Genomic DNA, 22,813 nt, shown 5'->3' on the forward strand with positions numbered 1-22,813 from the left:
TTTGGAGAACTGATGACCAATCTTTTCGGAGCTAACTCGCTGGGCGGCCAGGCGCCGTCGGGCCCCCAATCGCGTTACATCCTGCCCCAGTTCACGGAGCAGACCAGCTACGGCGTCAAGACGTCCGACCCGTACAACAAGCTGTTCGAGGAGCGCATCATCTTCCTCGGCTCGCAGGTCGACGACGTCTCCGCCAACGACCTCATGGCACAGTTGCTGGTTCTCGAATCGCAGGATCCGGACCGCGACATCACCATGTACATCAACTCGCCCGGTGGTTCGTTCACCGCGCTGATGGCGATCTACGACACGATGCAGTACGTCCGTGCCGACATCTCCACCGTCTGCCTCGGTCAGGCTGCTTCGGCAGCTGCTGTCCTTCTCGCCGGTGGTACGCCGGGCAAGCGCTTCGCGCTCCCCAACTCGCGCATTCTGATTCACCAGCCGGCCACGGGCGGCATCCAGGGTCAGGTTTCCGATCTGGAGATCCAGGCTGCGGAAATCGAGCGTATGCGTCGACTCATGGAGAGCACGCTGTCGCTGCACACTGGCAAGGATCCGGAGACCATCCGCGTCGACACCGATCGCGACAAGATCCTCACGGCCGAGCAGGCCAAGGAGTACGGCATCATCGACGACGTGCTGGCTTACCGGAAGCTCAGCGCACAGAAGTAGTCGATTTCCGCCTCGTGTCGAGGATCTGTATTCCGATTCCCGACACGAGGCGGACACGTCGAGAAGTGCCTGGTGGAGCGCTCGCCAGGCTGAAATCTCGACTCTTTTCTTTTTTATCCGCAGGCGAAACGCCGAGAACAGGTCGACCCCGTTCGGGATCTGCGGGTACCGTCACTTCACGGGCTGGTTCTCGACCGGCGTTCTGCGATTGTTCGACCAGATTTGTTCGATCAGTTTGTTGATCAGTTTGTCTGATCCGACAACTTCTGATCTGACAACTTCTGATCTGATACCGAGTACTGCGGAGCGTCTCGACCGATCGAGTGGCGGCGAGTGCACGTACATGATGGAAAGTAGGGACCTCACGAGATGGCACGCATCGGCGACGGCGGGGATCTGCTCAAGTGCTCTTTCTGCGGCAAGAGTCAGAAGCAGGTCAAAAAGCTCATTGCAGGACCCGGGGTGTACATCTGCGACGAGTGCATCGACCTCTGCAACGAGATCATCGAAGAGGAATTGGCCGAATCGAGCGAGGTCAAGCTCGACGAGCTTCCCAAGCCTGCGGAGATCCGAGAATTCCTCGAGAACTACGTCATCGGTCAGGATTCCGCCAAGCGGACGCTGGCCGTGGCCGTCTACAACCACTACAAGCGCATTCAGGCCGGAGACAAGGGCCGTGATGCGCGGGGTGAGACGGTTGAGCTCGCAAAATCCAACATCTTGATGCTCGGCCCCACCGGCTGTGGCAAGACGTACCTCGCTCAGACTCTCGCGAAGATGCTCAACGTCCCGTTCGCCATCGCCGATGCGACGGCGTTGACCGAGGCCGGCTACGTCGGTGAGGACGTCGAGAACATTCTGCTCAAGCTGATTCAGGCTGCCGACTATGACGTCAAGCGCGCCGAGACCGGAATCATCTACATCGACGAGGTCGACAAGATCGCTCGCAAGAGCGAGAACCCGTCGATCACGCGTGACGTCTCCGGCGAAGGTGTTCAGCAGGCGTTGCTGAAGATCCTCGAAGGTACGCAGGCGAGCGTCCCGCCGCAGGGTGGTCGCAAGCATCCGCACCAGGAATTCATTCAGATCGACACCACGAACGTGCTGTTCATCGTCGCGGGCGCTTTCGCTGGTCTCGAGCGGATCGTCTCCGATCGTGTCGGCAAGCGCGGTATCGGTTTCGGCGCCGAGGTTCGGTCGAAGGCCGAACTGGATACGGTCGATCGTTTCGCCGAGGTCATGCCGGAGGATTTGATCAAGTTCGGTCTGATTCCCGAGTTCATCGGCCGTTTGCCGATGATCGCGTCGGTGACCAACCTCGACAAGGAATCGCTCGTTCAGATCTTGTCGGAGCCCAAGAACGCTCTCGTCAAGCAGTACCGTCGTCTCTTCGACATGGACGGCGTCGAACTCGAGTTCACCGAAGAAGCGCTCGACGCTATTGCCGATCAGGCGATCTTGCGTGGAACCGGCGCTCGTGGCCTGCGCGCCATCATGGAAGAGGTTCTTCTTCCGGTGATGTACGACATCCCCAGCCGTGACGACGTCGAAAAGGTGGTCGTCACCGCGGAGACCGTCAACGACAACGTACTTCCGACCATCGTTCCGCGTAAGCCGGAGCGTGGCGAGCGTCGCGACAAGACGGCGTAGAAACTTCAAAACGACTGTGGCCCGGTATCTCTCGCGAGAGATACCGGGCCACAGTCGTTCGTGCAACACAGTGGTTCGTGCAGGGTGTCTGGGGGTGTTCGGCTAGATCGGGTTGCCGAGTTCCTTGAGGGGAGTGCGGAACGTCTCCTTGGCGGTGAACGCGGAGATCGCGCAGATGACGCAGGCCACCGATGTCAGAATGGCAACGGGCATCCAGTGTGTCTTGTCCCCGCCCATGAGGGCGTTGCCGATGGCGGGCGCAAAGCCTGCGAGGGCGAAGCCGACCTGGGTGCCGATCGCGATGCCGGAGTAGCGGACCTTGGTGTTGAACATTTCGGAGTAGAACGACGGCCAGATGGCATTGGGGGCAGCGTAGAAGACGGACATCAATCCGATTGCGGCCAGGAAGATCAGCGGGACGTTGCCGCTGGCGATTGCGCCGAAGTACACGTAGATGAACACCGCGCTACCGAGGGCGCCACCGATGAACAGCGGCCTGCGACCGATCCGGTCGGAGAGAATCGCCCAGGCGGGCTGGCTGAGCAAGGCCACGGCGTTGGCTGCGATAGCCACCCAGAGCATGGTCGACTTCGGGATCCCCACTTCCTCGGTGGTCGCGAAGGCGAGTCCGAAGACGGAGAAGATGGTCGAGACGACGGCGATGAAAGCGCAGCAGATCACGCGAATCAGATTTGCGCTGTGGGTGCGAAGGAGATCGGCAACAGGCAATTTGGCGACGGCCTTCGACTCCTGCTGCTCGGTGAACTCTTCCGGCTCTTCGAGCTTGAGACGCATGATGTATGCAGCCACGAGAACGATCAGGCTGCCCCAGAACGGGATTCGCCAGCCCCACGTGTAGAGGATGTCGTCGGGGAGTGCGGCGATGGGCAGGAAGACGAGGCTGGCGAGGATGAAGCCGGCCTGGGTGCCGTTGAGGGTCCAGCTGCAGAAGAATGCCCGTCGACCTTCGGGAGCATGTTCGAGAGTCAGTGAGCTGGCGCCACTCTGTTCACCAGCGGCGGAGATGCCCTGAGCGATTCTCATCAGGACCAGCAGTATCGGTGCAAGAACTCCGATCGAATCCGCGCTGGGAATACATCCGATGAGGAATGTTGCTGCGCCCATCATGATGAGCGTGAGCAGCATGATCTTCTTGCGGCCGACGCGGTCACCGAAATGGCCGAGGACTACAGCGCCGAGGGGACGCGCGACGTACGCGACACCGAAGGTGGCCAGCGAAAGCAGTGCCGCATGTCCGCTGTCCGGGAAGAACACGGTGGGGAAGATGAGTGCAGCGGCGGATGCGTAGATGTAGAAGTCGTAGTACTCGAGCATGCTGCCGAGAAACGACGACGTTGCGGCGCGCTTGACCTTGGTCGTGTCCGGCCTGGCCAAGGATCCCGCCTCGGGGCCGGACGGTGTAACCGTGCTAGCTGACATGCTCATCTCCTGGGTGGAAGCGTCGTGGAGGCTCTACATCCGCCGATGATGTTCGTCGAGGGTGTTCGTATCGAGAACGTCTGTGCGGAGAGCGATACAAGGAATGTAACCGACGCCACAGCGACTACACAAGATTATTAACCAAATAGTTCATAAAAATCTACCGGCGGACTCTTCGCACGTCGAAACCGCAGTTCAGGCGGTCAGGAGCCTGGCTGCGCGGCGGCCGCCACCAACTGCGCCACCTGTTCCTCGGTGATGCCGAGGCCGAAGGTGGCGAGTTTCCCGAGCGGCATCGAGCCTGCGAGTGCCATCATCTCGGGGCTGACCGCCTGTGCGCCGTCGCCCGCTGCGGCAGCCATGGCGGCGCCGAGAACTGCGCTGCCGACGGGATGGGCGAGCCATTCGCCGATGGTCGACATGGCGTCGAGCGTGCCGACGCCGACGTTCCCGGCCAGGGTGATCGTGTCGGTGGTTGCGATGTCCCGAGACGAGAAGCCGACGCGGATCTCGTAGTCGCCAGGTTCGATCGCCCAGTCCTGCGCCGCGACGGACCAATAGGCGAATGCCCTGGTGTCGAGCGTGATGGTCACAGTCGCGGATTCGTCGGGGTCGAGGTGGACCTTGGCAAAGCCCTTCAATTCCTGCGCGGGTCGATCGATGCTTGCCGAGGCGTCGTGGACGTAGACCTGAACGACGGTGCTGCCCGATCGGTCGCCGCTGTTGCGCACGGTGACGGTCACTTCGGCGGAGTTCTCACCGGCCTCGACGGAGGTATCGGTGATGTCGAAGGTGGTGTAGCTCAGCCCGAACCCGAACGGGTACGCCACTTCGCGCAGCGCGGAGTCGTAGTAGCGGTATCCCACGTACAGGCCTTCGCCGTAGCGGACGTGCTGCTGTGATCCCGGGAAATGCAGATACGACGGATTGTCTTGGAGGCGAAGCGGAATGGTCTCCGTGAGGCGGCCGGACGGATTCGTGATGCCGAACAGAAGATCGGCAATCGCCGAGCCGCCCGCCTGGCCGAGTAGCCAACCCTCGAGGATTGCGGCGGCATGATCCTTCCAAGGCTCGGTCGAAACCACACCGCCGTTGGCGAGCACGACGACCGTGTTCGGGTTCGCGCCGTGGACCGCTTCCAGCAGGGCGATCTGGTCAGCCGGCAGTTCGATGTCGGTTCGGTCGAATCCTTCGGATTCTGTGGCGGACGGTAGTCCGAGGAACAGCACCGCGACGTCAGCGCGGCGTGCGGCGTCGACAGCCTCGGTGACCATGTCGTCGTTCGGAGTGCCGTCGAAGGTGAAGCCCGGTGCGAAAGTGACGCGGTCGGCGCCTTCTAGGTCGAGGATCGCGTCCAAGGCATTGTCGAGCTTGGTGGGAACCACCTGTGAACTGCCGGCCCCCTGGTACCGCGGGCTGCACGCGAATTCGCCGATCACCGCGACAGTTTGCCCGCCGGGGGTCAGCGGCAGTAGTTCTCCGTCGTTGGCCAGCAAGACAGCGGACTCCGCTGCAGCGGTCCGTGCCAGTTCGTGGTGACGCTCGACGTCGTACGTGTGGCCCTCGGTGCGCGCGGCGGCGGTGCGTTTCACCAGCGTAGACAGGCGCTCGGCGGCAGTGGTGAGCACTGATTCGTCCAGGTCGCCGCCGCGCACGGCGTCGACGATCTGGGTATCGGTTCCGGTCGGCGGCATTTCCAGGTCGAGGCCCGCGGCGAGTGCCGCCACGCGGTCGTTGACCGCTCCCCAGTCCGAAACGACGAGGCCGTCGAAGCCCCACTGTTCGCGGAGTACCTCGGTGAGCAGCCAATGGTTCTGGCTCGAGTACACACCGTTGATCTTGTTGTACGAGCACATGACCGTCGTCGGGGCCGCGGTCTTGACGGCGTATTCGAAGCCGGCCAGATAGATCTCGCGCAGCGTCCGTTCGTCGACGTCGGCACTGACTCTCATCCGGTCGTGTTCTTGGTTGTTGGCAGCGAAGTGCTTGAGCGAGGTTCCGACGCCGCGAGACTGGATGCCGGTGATCAGCGCTGCCGCGACGCGGCCGGAGAGGAATGGGTCCTCGGAGACGTATTCGAAATTCCTGCCACACAAGGGTGACCGTTTGATGTTGATGCCTGGGCCGAGGAGGACCGAGACCTGTTCGGCTTTGGCTTCGTCGCCCAGAGCCTCACCGACCTGGCGGATGAGGTCGAGGTTCCACGACGAGCCCACCCCGACCGCCGGTGGGAAACATGTCGCTGGAATGCTGTGGCCGAGTCCGAGTGCGTCGCCGCCCTCGGGTTGTTTCCGGACTCCGTGCGGACCGTCGGTCAGGAGTATCGATTCGATTCCGGCAACGGACTGGCTGTGCCAGAAATCCGAGCCGGACGTCAACGACGCCTTCTCCTCGAGTGAAAGCCCGTCTACGTAATTCTCGGTCACGTCATTCCTCCCGGTGGCAGCTGTGAGTTCCACTCACCACCGTAGGGGGATTTTTCGGACTTCGGGGTAGGTCAGGACGGCGCCTTCGAGGTCAGGAACGCAACAACCATGTCGCCGAGCATTGTTCGAAGATGCTCACGATGCGTCGAGTCGGTCAGATCGCGGTCGAAGAGCGCTTTGAAGGTGTACCGATTGGCGATACGAAAGACGCAGTAACTGCTGATCAACATGTGAATATCGAGAGCATCGACGTCGGAGCGGAATGCCCCAGACTGCTGCCCGTCGTGCAGGATCTGCGAGACCAGGTCGGCGGCAGGGGCGCCGAGGCCGCTGAGTAACTCGGATTTCTCGATGTGCTCGCCGCGGAGCATGTTCTCGTTGGCCACGAGCCGAATGAAATTCGGGTGCTGTTCGTGGTGGTCGAAGGTGAGTTCGGCCAAAGCGCGGACTGCTGCCGTGGGGTTCAATCCCTCGAGGTCGAGTTCACGTTCCTGCGCACGAATGACGCTGTACGCATGCTCGAGTACCGACTTGTACAGCCCTTCCTTGTCGGTGAAGTAGTAGTAGATCATGCGCTTGGTGGTATGCGTCTTGGTTGCGATCTCGTCGACCCGGGCGCCGGCGAAGCCTTTGTCGGCAAACTCCTCGGTCGCGACGGCGATGATGTTCACCCTGGTCAGATCGCTGTTTCGGCGTCGTTTCTCCGGCTTCGACACCACAGAGTTCACTGACTGCTCGGAAACCATGTGCTCACTCTATCTGCCAGCAGTTTGTCGACTTTGCTTGTCGAGTTCACGTCGGGGGAGTAACGTCCAGTGAACTAACTCACTAGTTCGTACATTAGTTTCGAGCGTCAACCCCGAGGTGCCCCTGATGACTCCATCTCTACCGGTTCTGGTCCTCAACGGACCCAACTTGAATTTGTTGGGCCAGCGCCAACCGGAGTTCTACGGGAGAGACACCCTGGACGACGTCGTTTCCCGCTGTGAAGCGGCGGCCGAGAAGTTCGGAGTGGTGGTCGAGGCAAAGCAGTCGAACCACGAGGGCCAACTGATCGATTGGGTCCACGAGGCCAGGGGAAATGTCGCGGGCATCGTCATCAATCCGGGTGGGTACTCGCACACCTCCGTTGCGTTGCGCGACGCTCTGGTCACACTCGATGCCCCCGTCGTGGAGGTGCACATCAGCAACATCCACAGTCGCGAAGAATTCCGTCACCACTCGTATGTCTCCGGCATCGCCGACGCCGTCATCTGTGGATTGGGAATCGACGGATACAGCGCCGCAGTCGAATTCGTCTGCATCCGAGAAGGGAAGAACTGATGAGTGATTCGATCCTCTGCGGTCTGATCGGCACCGGAATCGGAGCCTCCTTGACTCCGATCATGCACGAGGAAGAAGGGCGCAGACAGGGCCTGCCTTACGTCTACCGCATCCTCGATCTCGACGTGATGGGAATGGCGCCGTCGGACATCGGTGAACTTCTCACCTATGCAAGACGTTTCGGCTTCCGCGGCCTCAACATCACTCACCCGTGCAAGCAGTTGGTGATCGAACACCTCGACGAGCTCTCGCCGGATGCGAGCCGGCTCGGAGCGGTGAACACGGTCCTCTTCGACTCCGGCAAGGCGATCGGACACAACACTGATTGGTCGGGCTTCGGCCGCAACTTCGACGACGGACTTCCCGGAGCACAGCTCGATCGCGTCGTGCAGCTCGGTGCCGGCGGAGCCGGTGCGGCGGTTGCCTATGCAGCGCTCACCCGCGGTGTCGGGACACTGACGTTGGTCGATTCGAGCCTGCCTCGCGCGGAGGAACTTGCACAAACCTTCGCGCAGCAGTTTCCGGCGCAGGTTGTCGAGGCGCGGCACACGAGCGACCTCGCCGAAGTGCTCGGCAACGCAAACGGATTGATCCACGCGACTCCGATGGGAATGGCGGCTCATCCCGGAATGGCATTCTCGCCAGATCTGCTCCGTCCAGATCTGTGGGTAGCGGAAATCGTCTACCGCCCGCTCGAGACCGAGCTGTTGCGTCAAGCGAGGTTGATCGGAGCCCCGACGCTCAGCGGAGGCGGAATGACTGTCTTTCAGGCCGTCGACGCGTTCCGGATCTTCACGGGCATCGAGCCCGACAGTAAGCGGATGCTCGCGCACATGACGGAACTCGTGCACGGCGAACAGACTGCGGCAGCGCTGTGAGTGCCCCGGTCCGGACGTCGATCGCGACGGTATCGCTCAGTGGGACTCTCGAGGAGAAGCTCGACGCCATCGCTGCTGCCGGCTTCGACGGCTTCGAGGTGTTCGAGCCGGATTTTGTTGCTTCGCCGTGGTCCCCGAAGGAATTGCGAACGCGGGCTGCGGATCTGGGCTTGACCCTCGATCTGTATCAGCCATTCCGTGACTTCGACACGGTGGACGAGGCCCAATTTGCTCGGAATCTTGTTCGAGTGGAACGCAAATTCGAGCTCATGGATCAACTGGGGTGCGAGACGCTCCTGGTGTGCTCCTCGCCCCTGCCGACCGCAAGTCACGATGACGGTCAGTTGACAGAGCAATTCGGAGCTCTCGCCGAACTGGCGTCCGAGCACGGCAAGAAGGTTGCCTACGAGGCGCTCGCATGGGGTGCCCACGTCAATACGTACGGCCATGCGTGGCAGATCGTCGAGGGCGTCGACCATCCTTCGCTCGGTACCTGTCTGGACAGCTTTCACATCCTCTCGCGCGGTGACGATCCCGCCGGAATTCGCGAGATTCCCGGCGAGAAGATCTTCTTCCTCCAGTTGGCGGACGCTCCGTTCTTGGCGATGGACATCCTCCAGTGGAGCCGGCATCACCGAAACTTTCCGGGGCAGGGCAGCTTCGATCTCAGTGCGTTCGCTCAGCATGTCTACGCCACCGGTTACGACGGACCGTGGTCGCTCGAGATCTTCAACGACGTATTCCGCCGCGCGGACACCCAGCGGACGGCAATCGACGCTCATCGGTCGCTCCTCCATCTGGAAGAACAGGTCGCCGCCGCGAACCCTGCCGCCGGTGGACCCACGCTGTTCACCGCCCCGGAGCGCACCCCGCTCGAAGGGATCGTGTCTCTGCGAATCGCTGCGGGTCCGGCTAAACAGGACCAGGTGCACTCGATGCTCTCTCGCGTCGGTTTTCATCTGGTCGGACGGCACCACGATCACGACTTGCAGTTGTGGCGGCACGGACCGCTCACCGTTGCCGTCGACGCGACAGCGGGCACGGTGTGGACGGCGCCCGGGCTGCCCGCGGATCTGCCGGTTCTCACTCAGATCGGCATCAGGGCAACCGAACCCGAAGTGTGGGGAGAGCGCGCTCTGGCTCTCGAAGTACCGGCGACGCGCGTGCAGTTGCCCGGTTCGAGCGACGAGAACTCCGAGGTACCGGACGTCGTACGCTTGAAGGTCACCGATGCGACATCGATCGACCTTCGTGGCCCCGGCAGCGCTGCAGCGTGGGAATCGGCATTCGAGATCTACCCGCTGCCCGCCGAGCGCAATCGTGAACAGGGCGCAGTGTTCACCGGGATCGACCACGTGGCACTGGCAGTTCCGGCCGAGAGTTGGGACGGCATCATGCTGCTCCTGCGGTCCGTGTTCGAGATGCAACCGCACGAGGGGCAGGACGTCACCGATTCGGTCGGACTCATGCGGAGCCAGGCACTTACGCTCGTTCAGGACGGTGACGGACATACCCTGCGGATCTCACTGAACATGGTGGAGGGCAGTCGAAGCGGGCTGCCGACGGTCCGTCGCGGCGGCGTCAGCCACGTCGCTTTCGCGTGTGAGAACATCTTCGGTGCCGCTGCGTCCATGCAGGACTGGGGCTTCGCTCCGCTACCCATTTCCCCGAACTACTACGACGATCTGGACGCACGTTTCGGCCTGAATTCAGAACTGCTCGACCGGATGCGCAGCGCCGGAATCCTTTACGACGCTGACGCCCGCGGTGAGTTCTTCCACCTGTTCACCCCGACGGTCGGGGGAGACCTGTTCTTCGAGGTCGTGCAGCGAGTGGGTGGATACGAGGGCTACGGGGAGGTCAACTCCGCTGTGCGACTGTCGGCTCAGTTGCGCGCGAATCAGACGTGACCTCGACTCGGTGCGGGTGCGAGTAGATATTCATCGAATCGCCGCGGATGAAACCGGCGAGGGTCAACCCCGATTCCTGTGCCAACTCCACGGCCAATGACGACGGCGCGGAGACTGCGCCCAGAATCGGAATGCCCGCCATGACGGCCTTCTGGACGAGTTCGAACGACGCCCGCCCACTGACGATCAGGATCGTGTCGTAGAGCGGCACTCGGCCGTCGGTGATTGCCCAACCGATCACCTTGTCGACTGCGTTGTGCCGGCCGACGTCCTCGCGCAGCGCCAGGAGTTCGCCGGTGGCGGTGAACAATCCGGCTGCGTGCAGGCCTCCGGTGCGCTCGAAGATCCGTTGGCTCTCCCGAAGCGTGACCGGCATGGCCGACAGGACGGTGGCGGTGACGGAAGTCGTGTCACCGACCAGGGGATGCCGCGTGGTGGTTCGGACGGCATCGAGTGACGTCTTGCCGCACACGCCGCACGCGGAACTGACGACGGTGTTGCGATCGGTGGTGTGATCGGGCAACGGCACTCCGGGAGCGAGCGCGATGTCGAGGACGTTGTAGGTGTTCGCGCCGGTTTCGTCGACGCCGTCGCAGTACCGGACGACGCTCACGTCGTCGCGGGTACCGATGACGCCTTCGCTGAGAAGGAATCCGTGGACGAGGTCGACGTCGTTGCCTGGTGTTCGCATCGTCACGGCCAGCACCTGACCGCCAACCCTCATTTCGAGTGGTTCTTCGACGGCCAGCGTGTCGGGGCGCGTGACGACCCGATCACCCGAGATTCGAACGACCGGTGTTCGTGCGGTGACCCGTCCCATCTCAGGCGCCTGATGCTTCGAGTCGAACAGTGACGGCCTTCGAGACCGGCGTGTTCGACTTGGCTGCAACGTGTTCGAGGGGAACGAGCGGATTTGTCTCGGGGTAGTACGCCGCCGCATTGCCGCGGGGGGTGTCGTAGGAGACGATGCGGAATTCCGTGACCCGACGCTCTTCGAGTGTTCCGTCTGGTGTTGTCCACTCGGACACGATGTCGACGAGATCGCCGTCGCGGAATCCGAGTGCAGTGATGTCTTCGGCATTGACGAGGATGACCTTGCGTCCGCCCTTGATACCGCGGTATCTGTCGTCGAGGCCGTAGATCGTGGTGTTGTACTGGTCGTGGCTGCGCATGGTCTGCAGAATCAGGCGCCCGCTCGGAGTGGGTATCCAGTGCAGTTCGTTCACGCCGAAGTTGGCTTTGCCGGTGTGCGTGCGGAACTCACGCGAGTCACGCGGTGGGTGTGGGAGCTGGAATCCATCCGGCTGGCGAACCCGGGTGTTGTAGTTTTCGCATCCGGGCACCACTCGTGAGATGGAGTCGCGAATCAGGTCGTAGTTGCCCTCGAAGGCCGACCAGCGGACGGAGTGATCGCTGCCGAGTAGTTCGCGGGCGAGTTGGCAGATGATGGCGACTTCGCTACGTAGGTAGGGGCTGACCGGCGTGAGGCGTCCGCGCGACAGGTGCACCATGGACATCGAATCTTCCACGGAGACAAGCTGCTTTCCGCCGGCCTGGACGTCGAGGTCGGTGCGTCCGAGGGTGGGGAGGATGATTGCGGTCTGCCCGTGAACGACGTGGCTTCGGTTCAGTTTGGTGGAAACCTGAACGGTGAGTTCGCATTGGCGCAGCGCGGTTTCGGTGGCTGCGGTGTCCGGGCTGGCCTGGATGAAGTTGCCGCCCATCGCCATGAAGAAGCTTGCCTTGCCGGCATTCATCGCGCGGATCGCGTCCACGGTGTCCCACCCGTGCTTGCGAGGGCTCGAGATCGAGAACTCGGTGTCGAGCGCGGACAGGAACTCTTCCGGCATCTTCTCCCAGATGCCCATCGTGCGGTCACCCTGGACATTGGAGTGTCCTCGCACCGGACAGACCCCGGCACCGGGTTTGCCCATCATTCCACGCATGAGCAGCAGGTTGACCGCTTCTTCGATGGTGGCGACTCCGTGTGTGTGCTGAGTGATGCCCATGGCCCAGCAGGTGACGGTTCGCTCGGATCGGGCAAGCGCGGCAGCCGTTTCCTCGAGCTGCGCCATCGACAGGCCCGTCGCCTCGAGTACCGTGTCGAGATCGACCGCGCGGATGTGCTTCTCGTATTCGTCCCAACTGGCGCAGTAGCGGTCGACGAATGCGCGATCGACCACCGTGCCGGGAGCGCGATCTTCCTGCTCGAGCAGCAGCTTCCCCAAGCCTTGGAACAGCGCCATGTCGCCGCCCAGCCGGATCTGCAGGAACTCGTCCGCGATGTCGACTCCGTGCCCGATCACGCCGGAGACTTTCTGCGGATCCTTGAACCGCCGCAATCCCGCCTCGGGGAGGGGATTGATGGCAATGATCTTGGCGCCGTTGCCCTTTGCCTTCTCGAGTGTCGAGAGCATTCGTGGGTGGTTGGTGCCGGGATTCTGTCCGGCGATGAGGATGAGATCGGCGTTCTCGAGGTCGGGAACCGTCACCGAGCCTTTGCCGATGCCGATGGATTCGGTCAGTGCGCTTCCGGACGACTCGTGACACATGTTGGAACAGTCGGGCATGTTGTTGGTGCCGTAGCTACGAATCATCAACTGGTAGAGAAACGCTGCTTCGTTGGACGTGCGACCGGAGGTGTAGAACACTGCTTCGTCCGGCGACGCGAGGCCGTTCAGATGTTCGGCGATCAGTGCGTACGCGCCATCCCAGTCGATCGGCTGGTAATGGGTTGCTCCCGGGGTCAGGACCATCGGGTGCGTCAGTCGGCCCTGTTGGCCGAGCCAGTAATCGGTCTTGCCTTCGAGGTCGGCGATCGAGTGCTCCGCGAAGAATTCAGGCGTGACCGTGCGAAGCGTTGCTTCCTCGGCAACGGCCTTCGCTCCGTTCTCGCAGAACTCGGCGGGCTTGCGATGTCCGGGAGTCTCCGGCCACGCACACCCCGGGCAGTCGAAGCCGTGACGCTGGTTGAGCCTGGTGAGCGTTCGGGCGGTCCGCAAGGCTCCCATCTGCTCGATTCCTCGTTGCAGCGACACCAGAACGGCCGGCACTCCGGCGGCGTAGTCCTTGGGGTGCGTGACTTCGAGATCCGATTCGTCGATGTCTTTCGAGGGGCCCTGGCGCGTCATGTCTCCATACTGGCCCGAACGGCGCGGTACTGCCATCGAATGGGACGGTCGAACTCACCGGAATGCGACATTCATCGGCTAGCCTTACCTACCGAACGAGCGGACTTAAGGGGTAAGAGCATGGATCGAACGGACGCAGGTCGGCTGACCCGGCGCGGATTTCTGATCGGCACGTCGGGAGCGTTGCTGGCATTCGCCGCAGCCTGCTCCAGTTCGAACGACGAGGACACGCCCCCCAGCGGTGACTCTGCGGGATCGATCACCCACAAATTTGGGGCTACCGAGCTGCCCAAGGATCCGCAGCGGATCGTCAGTGTCGGATACAACGATCAAGATGCGATCCTCGCCCTCGGTGGGACTTTGGTCGGAACCTTCGACTGGTACGGCGATTACCCCTACGGTGTGTGGCCATGGGCGCAGCCGTTGTTGAACGGGGCGACTCCCGAGATCATCGGAACCGCGGGCACCACCATTCAGATGGAGAAGGTCGCTGCCACGACACCCGACCTGATTGTCGGCACCTACTCCGGGCTCACTCAGGCGCAGTACGACAAACTCAGTGCCATTGCGCCGACGGTGGCGCAGCCGAAGGAGTTCGCGGATTACGGAATCCCCTGGCAGAACCAGACGACCATCATCGGCGAAGCGCTGGGGCAGCAAGGAAAGGCCACCGAGCTGATCGCCGGCGTCGACAAGAAGTTCGCCGACGTGAAGACGGCCAATCCGGCGTTTGCCGGCAAGACCGTTCTGGTCGGCGCGTTGAAGGGGCCGGGGCAATTCGGGGTCTACGGACCGGAAGACCCCAAGGTGAGGTTCTTCACTGAACTCGGATTCGTGAATCCGCCTGTCACCGATCAGATCACGGGTAACTTCGCCGAGATCAGCACCGAGCAACTCTCGCTTGCGGACGTCGACGTACTCGTCTGGTACGCCGGTGGTGGCTACGGCGACAAGCTTCGGGCGGAATTGGACAAGACCCCGATCTACCAGGAACTCGACGTCGTGAAGGACGGCCGCGCGATCATTCTGGAAGACGCTGCTGCCGAAGCCATGACGTGGAGCACCGTACTGAGCTTGCCGTATGCGCTCGAACAGATTCCGCCGCGGATTGCGGGCTTGCTCGTCTGATCGGTTCAAGGACAGCGCTGTTCAAAGTCCAGGGATTCGGACAGTCGGCGGTACTCTCGCCTCATGGGTGTACACGTGCGGCCGGCTGTCCGATCCGATATTCCGGCGCTGTCGGCGGTGTTGGCCGAGGCGTTCGAAGATGATCCTTTGATGGCCTGGATGTTGCCGGACGAGGACTCCAGGGCTGAGCGCCTGACGAAACTGTTTGCCGCAGAAGCTCGTTACCACCACTTCGCCGGTGGCGGTGTCGAGGTGGCCACCGATGACAACGGCGTGATCGGCGGGGCAACTCTGTGGGATCCGCCGGGGCGGTGGAAGCAGTCGTGGATTTCCGGGCTCGTGAGCCTGCCCGCAATGGTGCGTGTCTTCGGCAGGGGGCTACGACACGCGGCCGAGGTCAGCTCCGTTCTCGAAGGAGCACATCCGAATTCGCCGCACTGGTATCTCGCGACGGTCGGGACCGGCAGCGCGGCGCGCGGTGGGGGATACGGCAAAGCACTACTGAACTCCCGGTTGGAGCGTTGCGATCGTGAACACGTCGACGCTTACCTCGAGAGCAGCAAGGAATCGAACATCCCGTACTACAACCGCTTCGGTTTCGAAGTGACCCGTGACATCGTCATGCCAGGCGGCGGGCCGACGATCTACGCAATGATGCGTCAACCGCGGGGCGCGTGATACCAACTAGTGGTGACCCAGATTCCCGAGCTCCACGCAGGCACACCGTTCGACGAACTCGACGACTACATCGCCTTGGCCAGGTTGTCCGGCCTGTTGTTGTCACCCGACGGCTCGCTGCTGATCTGCGCGCGCGCCGTTCTCGACGACAAGAGCGCCGAATACGTGTCCTCGTTGTGGGAGATCGACCCGGAAGGTCGGCGTCCGGCGCGTCGGTTGACCTGGGGCTCGACCAGCGAGTCGGGTGCTGCCTTCGCGTTCGACGGCGACGTGCTCTTCACCGCCACGCGAGCCGTGCCGGGCGAGAGTGATCCGCAACCCGCACTCTGGCGCTTGCCCGCGGCGGGCGGAGAAGCTCAGCTGTTGATCTCACGTCCCGGTGGTGTCTCGTCGGTATCAGCGGCCAAGGCGGCGCCGACGTTCGTGGCCCAGACGTCGGTCATGGCTTCGGCGATCAGCCTCGACCAGGACGATCAGGTGCGATCGGCGCGCAAGGACAAGAAGGTCACGGCGATGCTGCACACCGGATATCCGGTGCGCCACTGGGACCACGACCTGGGCCCCGATCATCCGCATCTGGTTGTCGCCGAGACGGATTCGAAGGAATCCGTCGAGTTGCGGGACATCACACCAACTGCAGGCGCGGCGCTGCGAGAGACGTCGACCACGATTTCCGACGACGGTCTCTTCGTCGTGACCACGTGGGCTGTCGGCGCGGCTAGTGCCGCCCGCCGATCGACGTTGGTTCGGATCGACACGGTGACCGGCGACCGAACCACCCTTGTCGACGAGGCCGACGCGGACGTCTACAACCCGGTGCTCTCGCCGGACGGAACCAAGCTCGCGTTAATCCGGGAGACTCTCACCACGCCGGAGTCCGCACCGCGAATGACTCTGCAGCTCTACGACTTCGGATCCTGTGCCGTGACCGGCGTGGCCGACGGCTGGGATCGCTGGCCTACCTCACTTGCCTGGCTACCCGACGGATCCGGGCTGGTGGTCACCGCTGACGACGGCGGCCGAGGGCCGATCTTCACCATCGACCTGTGGGGTCAGCCGGTGCGCCTGACAGCCGACGACGCGGCGTACACCGATGTTCGAGTGGCGCCGGACGGCGAGTCGATCTACGCGTTGCGAGCCTCGTACGAAGCGCCCCCGCACGTGGTGCGGGTGGATCTGGGATCCGGTGAGATCACCGCACTTCGTGGACCCGACGCATTGCCGGAGCTGCCGGGAACACTGACCGAGATCACCGCTCGCGCCGAGGACGGTTCGACAATCCGGAGTTGGTTGGCACTGCCGACCGGCGCCGCACCGCACGCGCCGGTGCCGTTGCTCCTCTGGGTCCACGGCGGCCCACTCGGTTCGTGGAACACCTGGTCCTGGCGGTGGAACCCGTGGCTGCTCGTCGCCAAGGGCTATGCCGTACTGCTGCCCGATCCCGCACTCTCGACCGGATACGGGCAGGATTTCGTCCAGCGCGGGTGGGGTCAGTGGGGCAAGGCGCCCTTCACCGATCTGATGGCGATCACCGATGCTGCCGTCGCGCAGCCCGAGATCGACCCCAAGCGAACCGGCGCGATGGGTGGTTCGTTCGGCGGTTACATGGCCAACTGGATCGCCGGCCATACCAACCGTTTCGACGCGATCGTCACCCACGCAAGCCTCTGGGCACTCGATCAATTCGGCCCGACGACGGACGCGGCCTGGTACTGGCAACGCGAGATGTCGCCGGAGATGGCCGTCGAGAACTCGCCACACCTGTACGTCGCGGACATCACGACTCCGATGCTGGTCATCCATGGCGACAAGGACTACCGGGTTCCGATCGGTGAGGGCTTGCGACTCTGGTACGAACTGCTCGCCGAGTCAGGTCTGCCCGCCGACGACGACGGGAAAACGGACCATCGCTTCCTGTACTTCCCCGACGAGAATCACTGGGTGCTCAAGCCGCAGCACACCAAGATCTGGTACGAGGTGGTCACCGCGTTCCTCTCCGAGCACGTTCTCGGCGAAGATGTCGCGCTGCCGGAGATTCTGGGCTGAACGCGCGCATGCCTCGTTCGGCTGAAGCAGCCGAACGAGGCACGATCGTCTTCGCGCGGATCCGGACCGGACTCAGGCGCCGGGGCAACGAACGGTGTACGACCACTCGGTGTGGTCAGGGCCCGTGACGCGAACCAGAACGGACGACGCCCCACCGGCGGGCACGTTGACGACAGCTGAACCAGTTCCCTCGTTGATGTTGTCGCCGATGTATCCGGTGCTGTGGATCAACCGACCTTCGTAGTACACCTCGATCAGGTCCGGGACGTTTTCGGTCTCGTAGCCGAGTACGAACGACGTCGGTCCGCCGCGGCCGAGCTCGTGCTTGGTGCTGGTGATTCCTGCGCCGCCGGAGACCGTCGAGGCGTCACACCGTTGCGTCGGAGCAAACGATCCGCCGCCGCCGCTGCCGCTGGCCAGCCCACTGAGAATGTCCCTGACATTGCCACTGGCCAGGCCGTTGACGATGTCCGTCGCGCTGGTCGAGCCGGCGTTCAGGCCGCCGAGGACGTCGTTGAGGTTCCCAGTGGCAATCCCGCCGACGATGTCGCCCACGCTGCCGCTGGCGATGCCGTTTGCGATGTCGTTCCCGATATCGCCGACGCTTCCGTTGATCGTGGCGCTGCCACTGTCGATGCTTCCTTGCACACTTTCTTCGATGCCGGGGGCAGCGGACGCAGTCGCCGGAAGCACGAGGGCAACCGCCGCTCCGATCGTCGCGGCCGCCGCCAAGGTTCGAACGCCGGGACGGCGAGAACTCCAGTTGTTCAACATATTTGCTCCACAGGTAGTTGGTCGGTCGTCCTTCAGAGCGATCCTGTCAGCGGAGCGGATCGGTGAATATCGTTTGTTCGGCTGACCCCGGACTGCGGGACAGTCGTTCGTGTGCGCCGCGGCGGCCGACGGGCGAATTCGTTCACGACGGGGGAGTCATTAGGATCAAGTGGTGACCAGTGCAGCTCCAGAGAACCCCCAGACCCCCGCCGACGCCCTACCCAAGAGCTGGGACCCCAGCGCTGTAGAGGCCGATCTGTATCAAGGCTGGGTAGACGCCGGGTACTTCCAGGCCGACGCGACCAGCGACAAGCCCGGCTACTCCATCGTGCTGCCGCCCCCGAACGTCACGGGCAGCTTGCACATGGGCCATGCCCTGGATCACACCCTCATGGACGTGCTCAGCCGTCGCAAGCGGATGCAGGGCTACGAGGTGCTGTGGCTACCTGGCATGGATCACGCCGGTATCGCCACGCAGTCCGTCGTCGAGAAGCAGCTCGCTGCCGACGGCAAGACAAAGGAAGATTTCGGCCGCGAGCTCTTCATCGACAAGGTCTGGGACTGGAAGCGCGAATCCGGTGGAACCATCGGGGGCCAGATGCGGCGCATCGGTGACGGTGTCGACTGGAGTCGCGATCGTTTCACGATGGACGAGGGCCTCTCGCGTGCCGTTCAGACCGTCTTCAAGCGCATGTTCGACGAGGGTCTGATCTACCGCGCCGAGCGTCTCGTGAACTGGTCGCCGGTGCTGCAGACCGCGATCTCCGACATCGAGGTGAAGTTCGAGGACGTCGAGGGTGAGCTGGTTTCCCTGCGCTACGGCTCGCTCGACGACAACGAGCCGCACGTCATCGTCGCGACCACTCGCGTCGAGACGATGCTCGGTGATACCGCAGTGGCGGTCCATCCCGAAGACGAGCGCTACAAGCACCTCATCGGAACCACTCTCGATCATCCGTTCACCGGGCGTCAGATTCCGATCATCGCGGACGACTACGTCGACCCCGAGTTCGGAACCGGCGCAGTGAAGATCACGCCGGCTCACGACCCCAACGACTTCGAGATGGGCCTGCGGCACAACCTGCCGATGCCCACCATCATGGACAAGACCGGCAAGATCGCCGACACGGGAACCGAATTCGACGGTATGGACCGCTTCGAGGCTCGCGTCAAGGTTCGCGAAGCTCTCGCCGAGCAGGGCCGCGTCGTCGCCGAGAAGCGCCCGTACCTGCACAGCGTCGGGCACTCCGAGCGCAGTGGCGAGGCCATCGAGCCTCGTCTCTCGTTGCAGTGGTGGGTCAAGGTCGAGACGCTCGCCAAGGCTGCGGGTGACGCGGTTCGCAACGGGGACACCGTCATTCACCCGGCGAGCCAGGAACCGCGATGGTTCGACTGGGTCGACAACATGCACGACTGGTGCATTTCCCGCCAACTCTGGTGGGGTCACCGCATTCCGGTCTGGTACGGCCCCGAGGGTGAAGTTGCGTGCTTCGGTCCCGACGAAACGGCACCGGAAGGCTGGGTCCAGGATCCCGACGTCCTCGACACCTGGTTCTCCTCGGGACTGTGGCCCTTCTCGACGATGGGCTGGCCCGACAACACGCCCGAACTCGAAAAGTTCTATCCCACCAGCGTTCTCGTCACCGGCTACGACATCCTGTTCTTCTGGGTCGCCCGCATGATGATGTTCGGCACCTACGTGTCCGAGGACGAGTCGATCACCGCCGGTCCGGGTAAGTCCGGCGCGCAGATGCCGTTCAAGGACGTGTTCCTGCACGGACTGGTCCGCGATCAGTACGGCAAGAAGATGTCGAAGTCTCGCGGCAACGGTATCGACCCACTCGACTGGGTCGATCGTTTCGGCGCCGACGCCCTGCGATTCACACTCGCACGCGGCGCCAACCCGGGCAGTGACCTGTCCGTCGGTGAGGATTCGGCGCAGTCCTCGCGCAACTTCGCGACCAAGTTGTTCAACGCGACCAAGTTCGCTCTGATGAACGGCGCTGCGCCCGCGCCGCTGCCCGCTCGAAGCGAACTGACCGACGCCGATCGTTGGATCCTCGACCGTCTCGGCACGGTCCAGGCCGAGGCGGACGCCGCATTCGATCGCTACGAGTTCAGCAAGGCGTGCGAAGGCTTGTTCCACTTCGCGTGGGACGAGGTCTGTGACTGGTACCTCGAACTCGCCAAGGTGCAGTTCGCCGCCGACGAGGCTGTCGCCGCGAACACCCGCGCCGTGCTCGGCAACGTTCTCGATGCACTGCTCCGCCTCCTGCACCCCGTCATTCCGTTCGTGACCGAAACCCTGTGGAAGGTGCTCACCGGTGGCGAATCCGTCGTCGTCGCCGACTGGCCGACGTTGTCCGGTGTGGCAGTCGACACCCAGGCCGCCACCAGGATCGAAGACACCCAGAAGCTGATCACCGAGGTGCGACGTTTCCGAAACGATCAGGGGCTCAAGCCTTCCCAGAAGGTTCCGGCTCGTGCGTCCGGGCTCTCGGAGGCAGGCATGGACGGCCAGTTCGCCTACGTGGCGGCGCTTGCCAAGCTGACCGAACCCGAAGAGGGATTCACCGCGTCGATCTCCGTCGAGGTGCGTCTGAGCCAGGGCACCGTCACGGTCGACATCGACACCTCGGGCACCATCGACCTCGGCGCGGAGAAGAAGCGGCTCGAAAAGGACCTCGCGGCAGCGCAGAAGGAGCTCGTCACCGCTGACAACAAGCTGGCGAACGAGGCCTTCCTGGCGAAGGCGCCCGACGCCGTCGTCGACAAGATCAAGACACGTCGCCAGATCGCCGTCGAAGAGATCGAGCGCATCACAGGACGTCTGAAGGAGTTGGCCGACAAGTGAGTTCGTACGAGCCGTCCCAATTCGACGCTCAGAGTCCGGTTCCGACCCCGGTCGACATCGCCGAACTGGCGCTGGTGGAAGCAGAACTCGACAAGCGTTGGCCAGAGACCAAGATCGAGCCGTCACTGACTCGTATCGAGGCGCTCATGGATGTCCTGGGCTCACCGCAGCACAACTATCCGTCGGTGCACGTCACGGGAACCAACGGCAAGACGTCGGTGACCCGCATGATCGACTCCTTGATGAGCGCTCTGCATCGTCGTACCGGCCGAACCACCAGCCCTCATCTGCAGATCGCGACCGAGCGGATCAGCATCGACGGTCATCCGATCTCCCCGCGGCTCTACGTGGACACGTTCCGCGAGATCGAGCCGTACGTGCAGATGATCGACGCACAGTCGCAGGAAGCCGGGGGACCGGCGATGAGCAAGTTCGAAGTGCTCACTGCGATGGCCTATGCGGCATTCGCGGAGGCTCCGGTGGACGTCGCCGTGGTCGAGGTCGGCCTCGGCGGACGCTGGGACGCCACGAACGTGATCGACGGACAGGTCGCGGTGATCACGCCGATCAGCCTCGATCACGCCGAGTACCTGGGCACCGACCTGGCCGGAATCGCGGAGGAGAAGGCCGGGATCATCAAGAAGGGCCGCGAGGACCTGGTTCCGGTGGACACCGTCGCGATCATCGCCGAGCAGACTCCAGAAGTGATGGAGGTATTGCTGCGCCGTGCTGTCGAGGTCGAGGCCGCGGTCGCGCGTGAAGGCTCGGAGTTCAAGGTGCTTGCTCGCCAGATCGCGGTAGGCGGACAGCAGCTCGAACTTCAAGGCTTGAGTGGCGTGTACACCGACATCTTCCTCCCCCTTCACGGTGAGCATCAGGCGCGCAACGCCGCGCTCGCGCTCGCTGCCGTCGAAGCGTTCTTCGGCGCCGGTCCGGATCGACAACTGGATCAGGACGCAATCCGCAACGGGTTCGCCTCGATCGTCAATCCCGGTCGCCTCGAACGTGTTCGGAGTGCGCCGACGGTCTTTCTCGACGCCGCCCACAATCCCGACGGCGCCCGCGCTCTCGCGGCCGCACTGGCCGCCGAGTTCGACTTCCGCAAGCTCGTGGGAGTTGTCAGCGTCATGGCGGACAAGGACGTCGACGCCATCTTGACCGCATTCGAATCCGTCTTCGACGAGATCGTCGTCACCCACAACGGGTCACCCCGGGCGATGGATGTCGAGGAGCTGGCGAACATTGCCGTCGCGAAGTTCGGCGACGAGCGCGTCGTCGTGGCGCCGGTGCTTGCCGACGCGCTGGAAGTCGCGATCGAAATCGCCGAGCAGGTCGCCGAACCCGGCGAAGCCGTATCAGGGGCAGGTGTGGTGGTGACGGGATCCGTCGTGACCGCAGGCGCCGCCCGCACGCTGTTCGGAAAGGACCCCGCGTGAGTACCCCGTCAGATGCCAATCCCGAGTCCGGAGGCCACGAGCCCGGAGACCCCGAGTCCGGAGACACTGCCGGCGAGTTCGGGCCTCCGACCAAGGACCCCTGGAAAAGTTTCCGCGGAGTGATGGCCGGAACCCTGATCCTCGAGGCGATCGTCGTGCTGCTGGCTTTGCCGGTTGTCGCGGTCGTCGGCGGTGGCCTCACCGCGGCCTCCGCGGGATTCATCATCGGGTTGGCGGTACTGATGATTCTGGGAGCCGGCGTCCAGGGCAAGCCGTGGGCGATGGGGTTCAACGTCGCACTGCAGGTGATTCTTCTATTCGGATTCTTCGTCCACCCGTCGATTGCCGGTGTGGCGATCACCTTCGGGATCGTCTGGGGATACCTCGTCTACCTGCAGAGAGACATCAAGCGCCGGATGGACAAGGGCCTGCTTCCCGGCCAGCGGGACTGACCATTTAGGCTG

The 22,813-nt window shown here is 63.1% G+C and carries 17 protein-coding genes; 11 read left to right on the forward strand and 6 right to left on the reverse strand.

Features of this window, described 5'->3' with window-relative positions:
• Positions 1–12 precede the first annotated feature (12 nt).
• Together RE4_RS19345 and clpX are read left to right on the forward strand one after the other, a co-directional pair.
• Positions 13–675, forward strand: coding sequence for an ATP-dependent Clp protease proteolytic subunit (locus tag RE4_RS19345; protein WP_003944539.1), 663 nt, complete (start codon positions 13–15; stop codon positions 673–675).
• A gap of 369 nt (positions 676–1,044) precedes the next feature.
• Positions 1,045–2,325: an ATP-dependent Clp protease ATP-binding subunit ClpX gene (clpX, locus tag RE4_RS19350; protein WP_003944582.1), complete on the forward strand. Its 1,281-nt coding sequence runs from the start codon at positions 1,045–1,047 to the stop codon at positions 2,323–2,325.
• 102 nt (positions 2,326–2,427) lie between these two features.
• Here the strand turns inward: clpX and RE4_RS19355 are convergent, their stop codons facing one another.
• The 3 genes from RE4_RS19355 to RE4_RS19365 form a co-directional block, all read right to left on the reverse strand.
• Entirely contained in the window at positions 2,428–3,765 is a 1,338-nt protein-coding gene (locus RE4_RS19355) for an MFS transporter (RefSeq protein WP_020970000.1), read from the reverse strand.
• A 203-nt stretch (positions 3,766–3,968) separates the two neighbouring features.
• The gene (locus RE4_RS19360; RefSeq protein ID WP_060939201.1) at positions 3,969–6,191 is read right to left on the reverse strand and encodes a glycoside hydrolase family 3 C-terminal domain-containing protein; all 2,223 of its coding nucleotides are present in this window, start codon (positions 6,189–6,191) and stop codon (positions 3,969–3,971) included.
• A gap of 71 nt (positions 6,192–6,262) precedes the next feature.
• Positions 6,263–6,937 (reverse strand): TetR/AcrR family transcriptional regulator, encoded by a 675-nt coding sequence (locus tag RE4_RS19365; protein ID WP_019749082.1) that lies wholly within the window; start codon positions 6,935–6,937, stop codon positions 6,263–6,265.
• A 127-nt stretch (positions 6,938–7,064) separates the two neighbouring features.
• Between RE4_RS19365 and aroQ the strand changes: the two genes are divergently transcribed.
• Genes aroQ through RE4_RS19380 form a run of 3 tightly spaced genes read left to right on the forward strand, consistent with a single transcriptional unit; the run spans position 7,065 to position 10,302 of the window.
• Positions 7,065–7,514 (forward strand): type II 3-dehydroquinate dehydratase, encoded by a 450-nt coding sequence (aroQ, locus tag RE4_RS19370; RefSeq protein WP_029538345.1) that lies wholly within the window; start codon positions 7,065–7,067, stop codon positions 7,512–7,514.
• On the forward strand, positions 7,514–8,392 hold the full coding sequence (locus RE4_RS19375) for a shikimate dehydrogenase (protein ID WP_021333420.1): 879 nt from the start codon (positions 7,514–7,516) through the stop codon (positions 8,390–8,392). The genes aroQ and RE4_RS19375 overlap by 1 nt, the downstream gene beginning before the upstream one ends.
• Positions 8,389–10,302, forward strand: a complete 1,914-nt coding sequence (locus tag RE4_RS19380) for a sugar phosphate isomerase/epimerase and 4-hydroxyphenylpyruvate domain-containing protein (RefSeq protein WP_046378772.1) — start codon at positions 8,389–8,391, stop codon at positions 10,300–10,302. The genes RE4_RS19375 and RE4_RS19380 overlap by 4 nt, the downstream gene beginning before the upstream one ends.
• On the opposite strand, the gene fdhD is transcribed toward RE4_RS19380, so the two are convergent.
• Complete coding sequence (gene fdhD / locus RE4_RS19385; RefSeq protein WP_060939160.1) at positions 10,253–11,122, reverse strand: formate dehydrogenase accessory sulfurtransferase FdhD; 870 nt, start codon at positions 11,120–11,122, stop codon at positions 10,253–10,255. The genes RE4_RS19380 and fdhD overlap by 50 nt on opposite strands.
• A 1-nt stretch (position 11,123) precedes the next feature.
• Positions 11,124–13,433, reverse strand: coding sequence for an FdhF/YdeP family oxidoreductase (locus tag RE4_RS19390; RefSeq protein ID WP_172932157.1), 2,310 nt, complete (start codon positions 13,431–13,433; stop codon positions 11,124–11,126).
• 120 nt (positions 13,434–13,553) lie between these two features.
• Here RE4_RS19390 and RE4_RS19395 point away from each other — a divergent pair, with 120 nt between their 5' ends.
• From RE4_RS19395 to RE4_RS19405, 3 genes are all read left to right on the forward strand, one after another.
• Positions 13,554–14,561 carry an iron-siderophore ABC transporter substrate-binding protein gene (locus RE4_RS19395; RefSeq protein ID WP_003944558.1) on the forward strand — a complete coding sequence of 336 codons (1,008 nt, stop codon included), beginning with the start codon at positions 13,554–13,556 and terminating at the stop codon, positions 14,559–14,561.
• A 63-nt stretch (positions 14,562–14,624) separates the two neighbouring features.
• The gene (locus RE4_RS19400; protein ID WP_003944518.1) at positions 14,625–15,239 is read left to right on the forward strand and encodes a GNAT family N-acetyltransferase; all 615 of its coding nucleotides are present in this window, start codon (positions 14,625–14,627) and stop codon (positions 15,237–15,239) included.
• Between the two features lie 12 nt (positions 15,240–15,251).
• Positions 15,252–17,285: a S9 family peptidase gene (locus RE4_RS19405; protein ID WP_060939202.1), complete on the forward strand. Its 2,034-nt coding sequence runs from the start codon at positions 15,252–15,254 to the stop codon at positions 17,283–17,285.
• Positions 17,286–17,357: 72 nt separating this feature from the next.
• On the opposite strand, the gene RE4_RS19410 is transcribed toward RE4_RS19405, so the two are convergent.
• On the reverse strand, positions 17,358–18,059 hold the full coding sequence (locus RE4_RS19410; protein ID WP_019749074.1) for a hypothetical protein: 702 nt from the start codon (positions 18,057–18,059) through the stop codon (positions 17,358–17,360).
• A gap of 172 nt (positions 18,060–18,231) precedes the next feature.
• On the opposite strand from RE4_RS19410, the gene RE4_RS19415 reads away from it, so the two are divergent.
• Genes RE4_RS19415 through RE4_RS19425 form a run of 3 tightly spaced genes read left to right on the forward strand, consistent with a single transcriptional unit; the run spans position 18,232 to position 22,801 of the window.
• The gene (locus tag RE4_RS19415; RefSeq protein WP_060939203.1) at positions 18,232–20,913 is read left to right on the forward strand and encodes a valine--tRNA ligase; all 2,682 of its coding nucleotides are present in this window, start codon (positions 18,232–18,234) and stop codon (positions 20,911–20,913) included.
• Entirely contained in the window at positions 20,910–22,349 is a 1,440-nt protein-coding gene (folC, locus tag RE4_RS19420; RefSeq protein WP_060939162.1) for a bifunctional tetrahydrofolate synthase/dihydrofolate synthase, read from the forward strand. The genes RE4_RS19415 and folC overlap by 4 nt, the downstream gene beginning before the upstream one ends.
• The gene (locus RE4_RS19425) at positions 22,346–22,801 is read left to right on the forward strand and encodes a DUF4233 domain-containing protein (protein WP_019749071.1); all 456 of its coding nucleotides are present in this window, start codon (positions 22,346–22,348) and stop codon (positions 22,799–22,801) included. The genes folC and RE4_RS19425 overlap by 4 nt, the downstream gene beginning before the upstream one ends.
• Positions 22,802–22,813: the final 12 nt, after the last annotated feature.

This window comes from Rhodococcus erythropolis NBRC 15567, from assembly GCF_001552595.1.
Taxonomy (GTDB): domain Bacteria; phylum Actinomycetota; class Actinomycetes; order Mycobacteriales; family Mycobacteriaceae; genus Rhodococcus_F; species Rhodococcus_F erythropolis.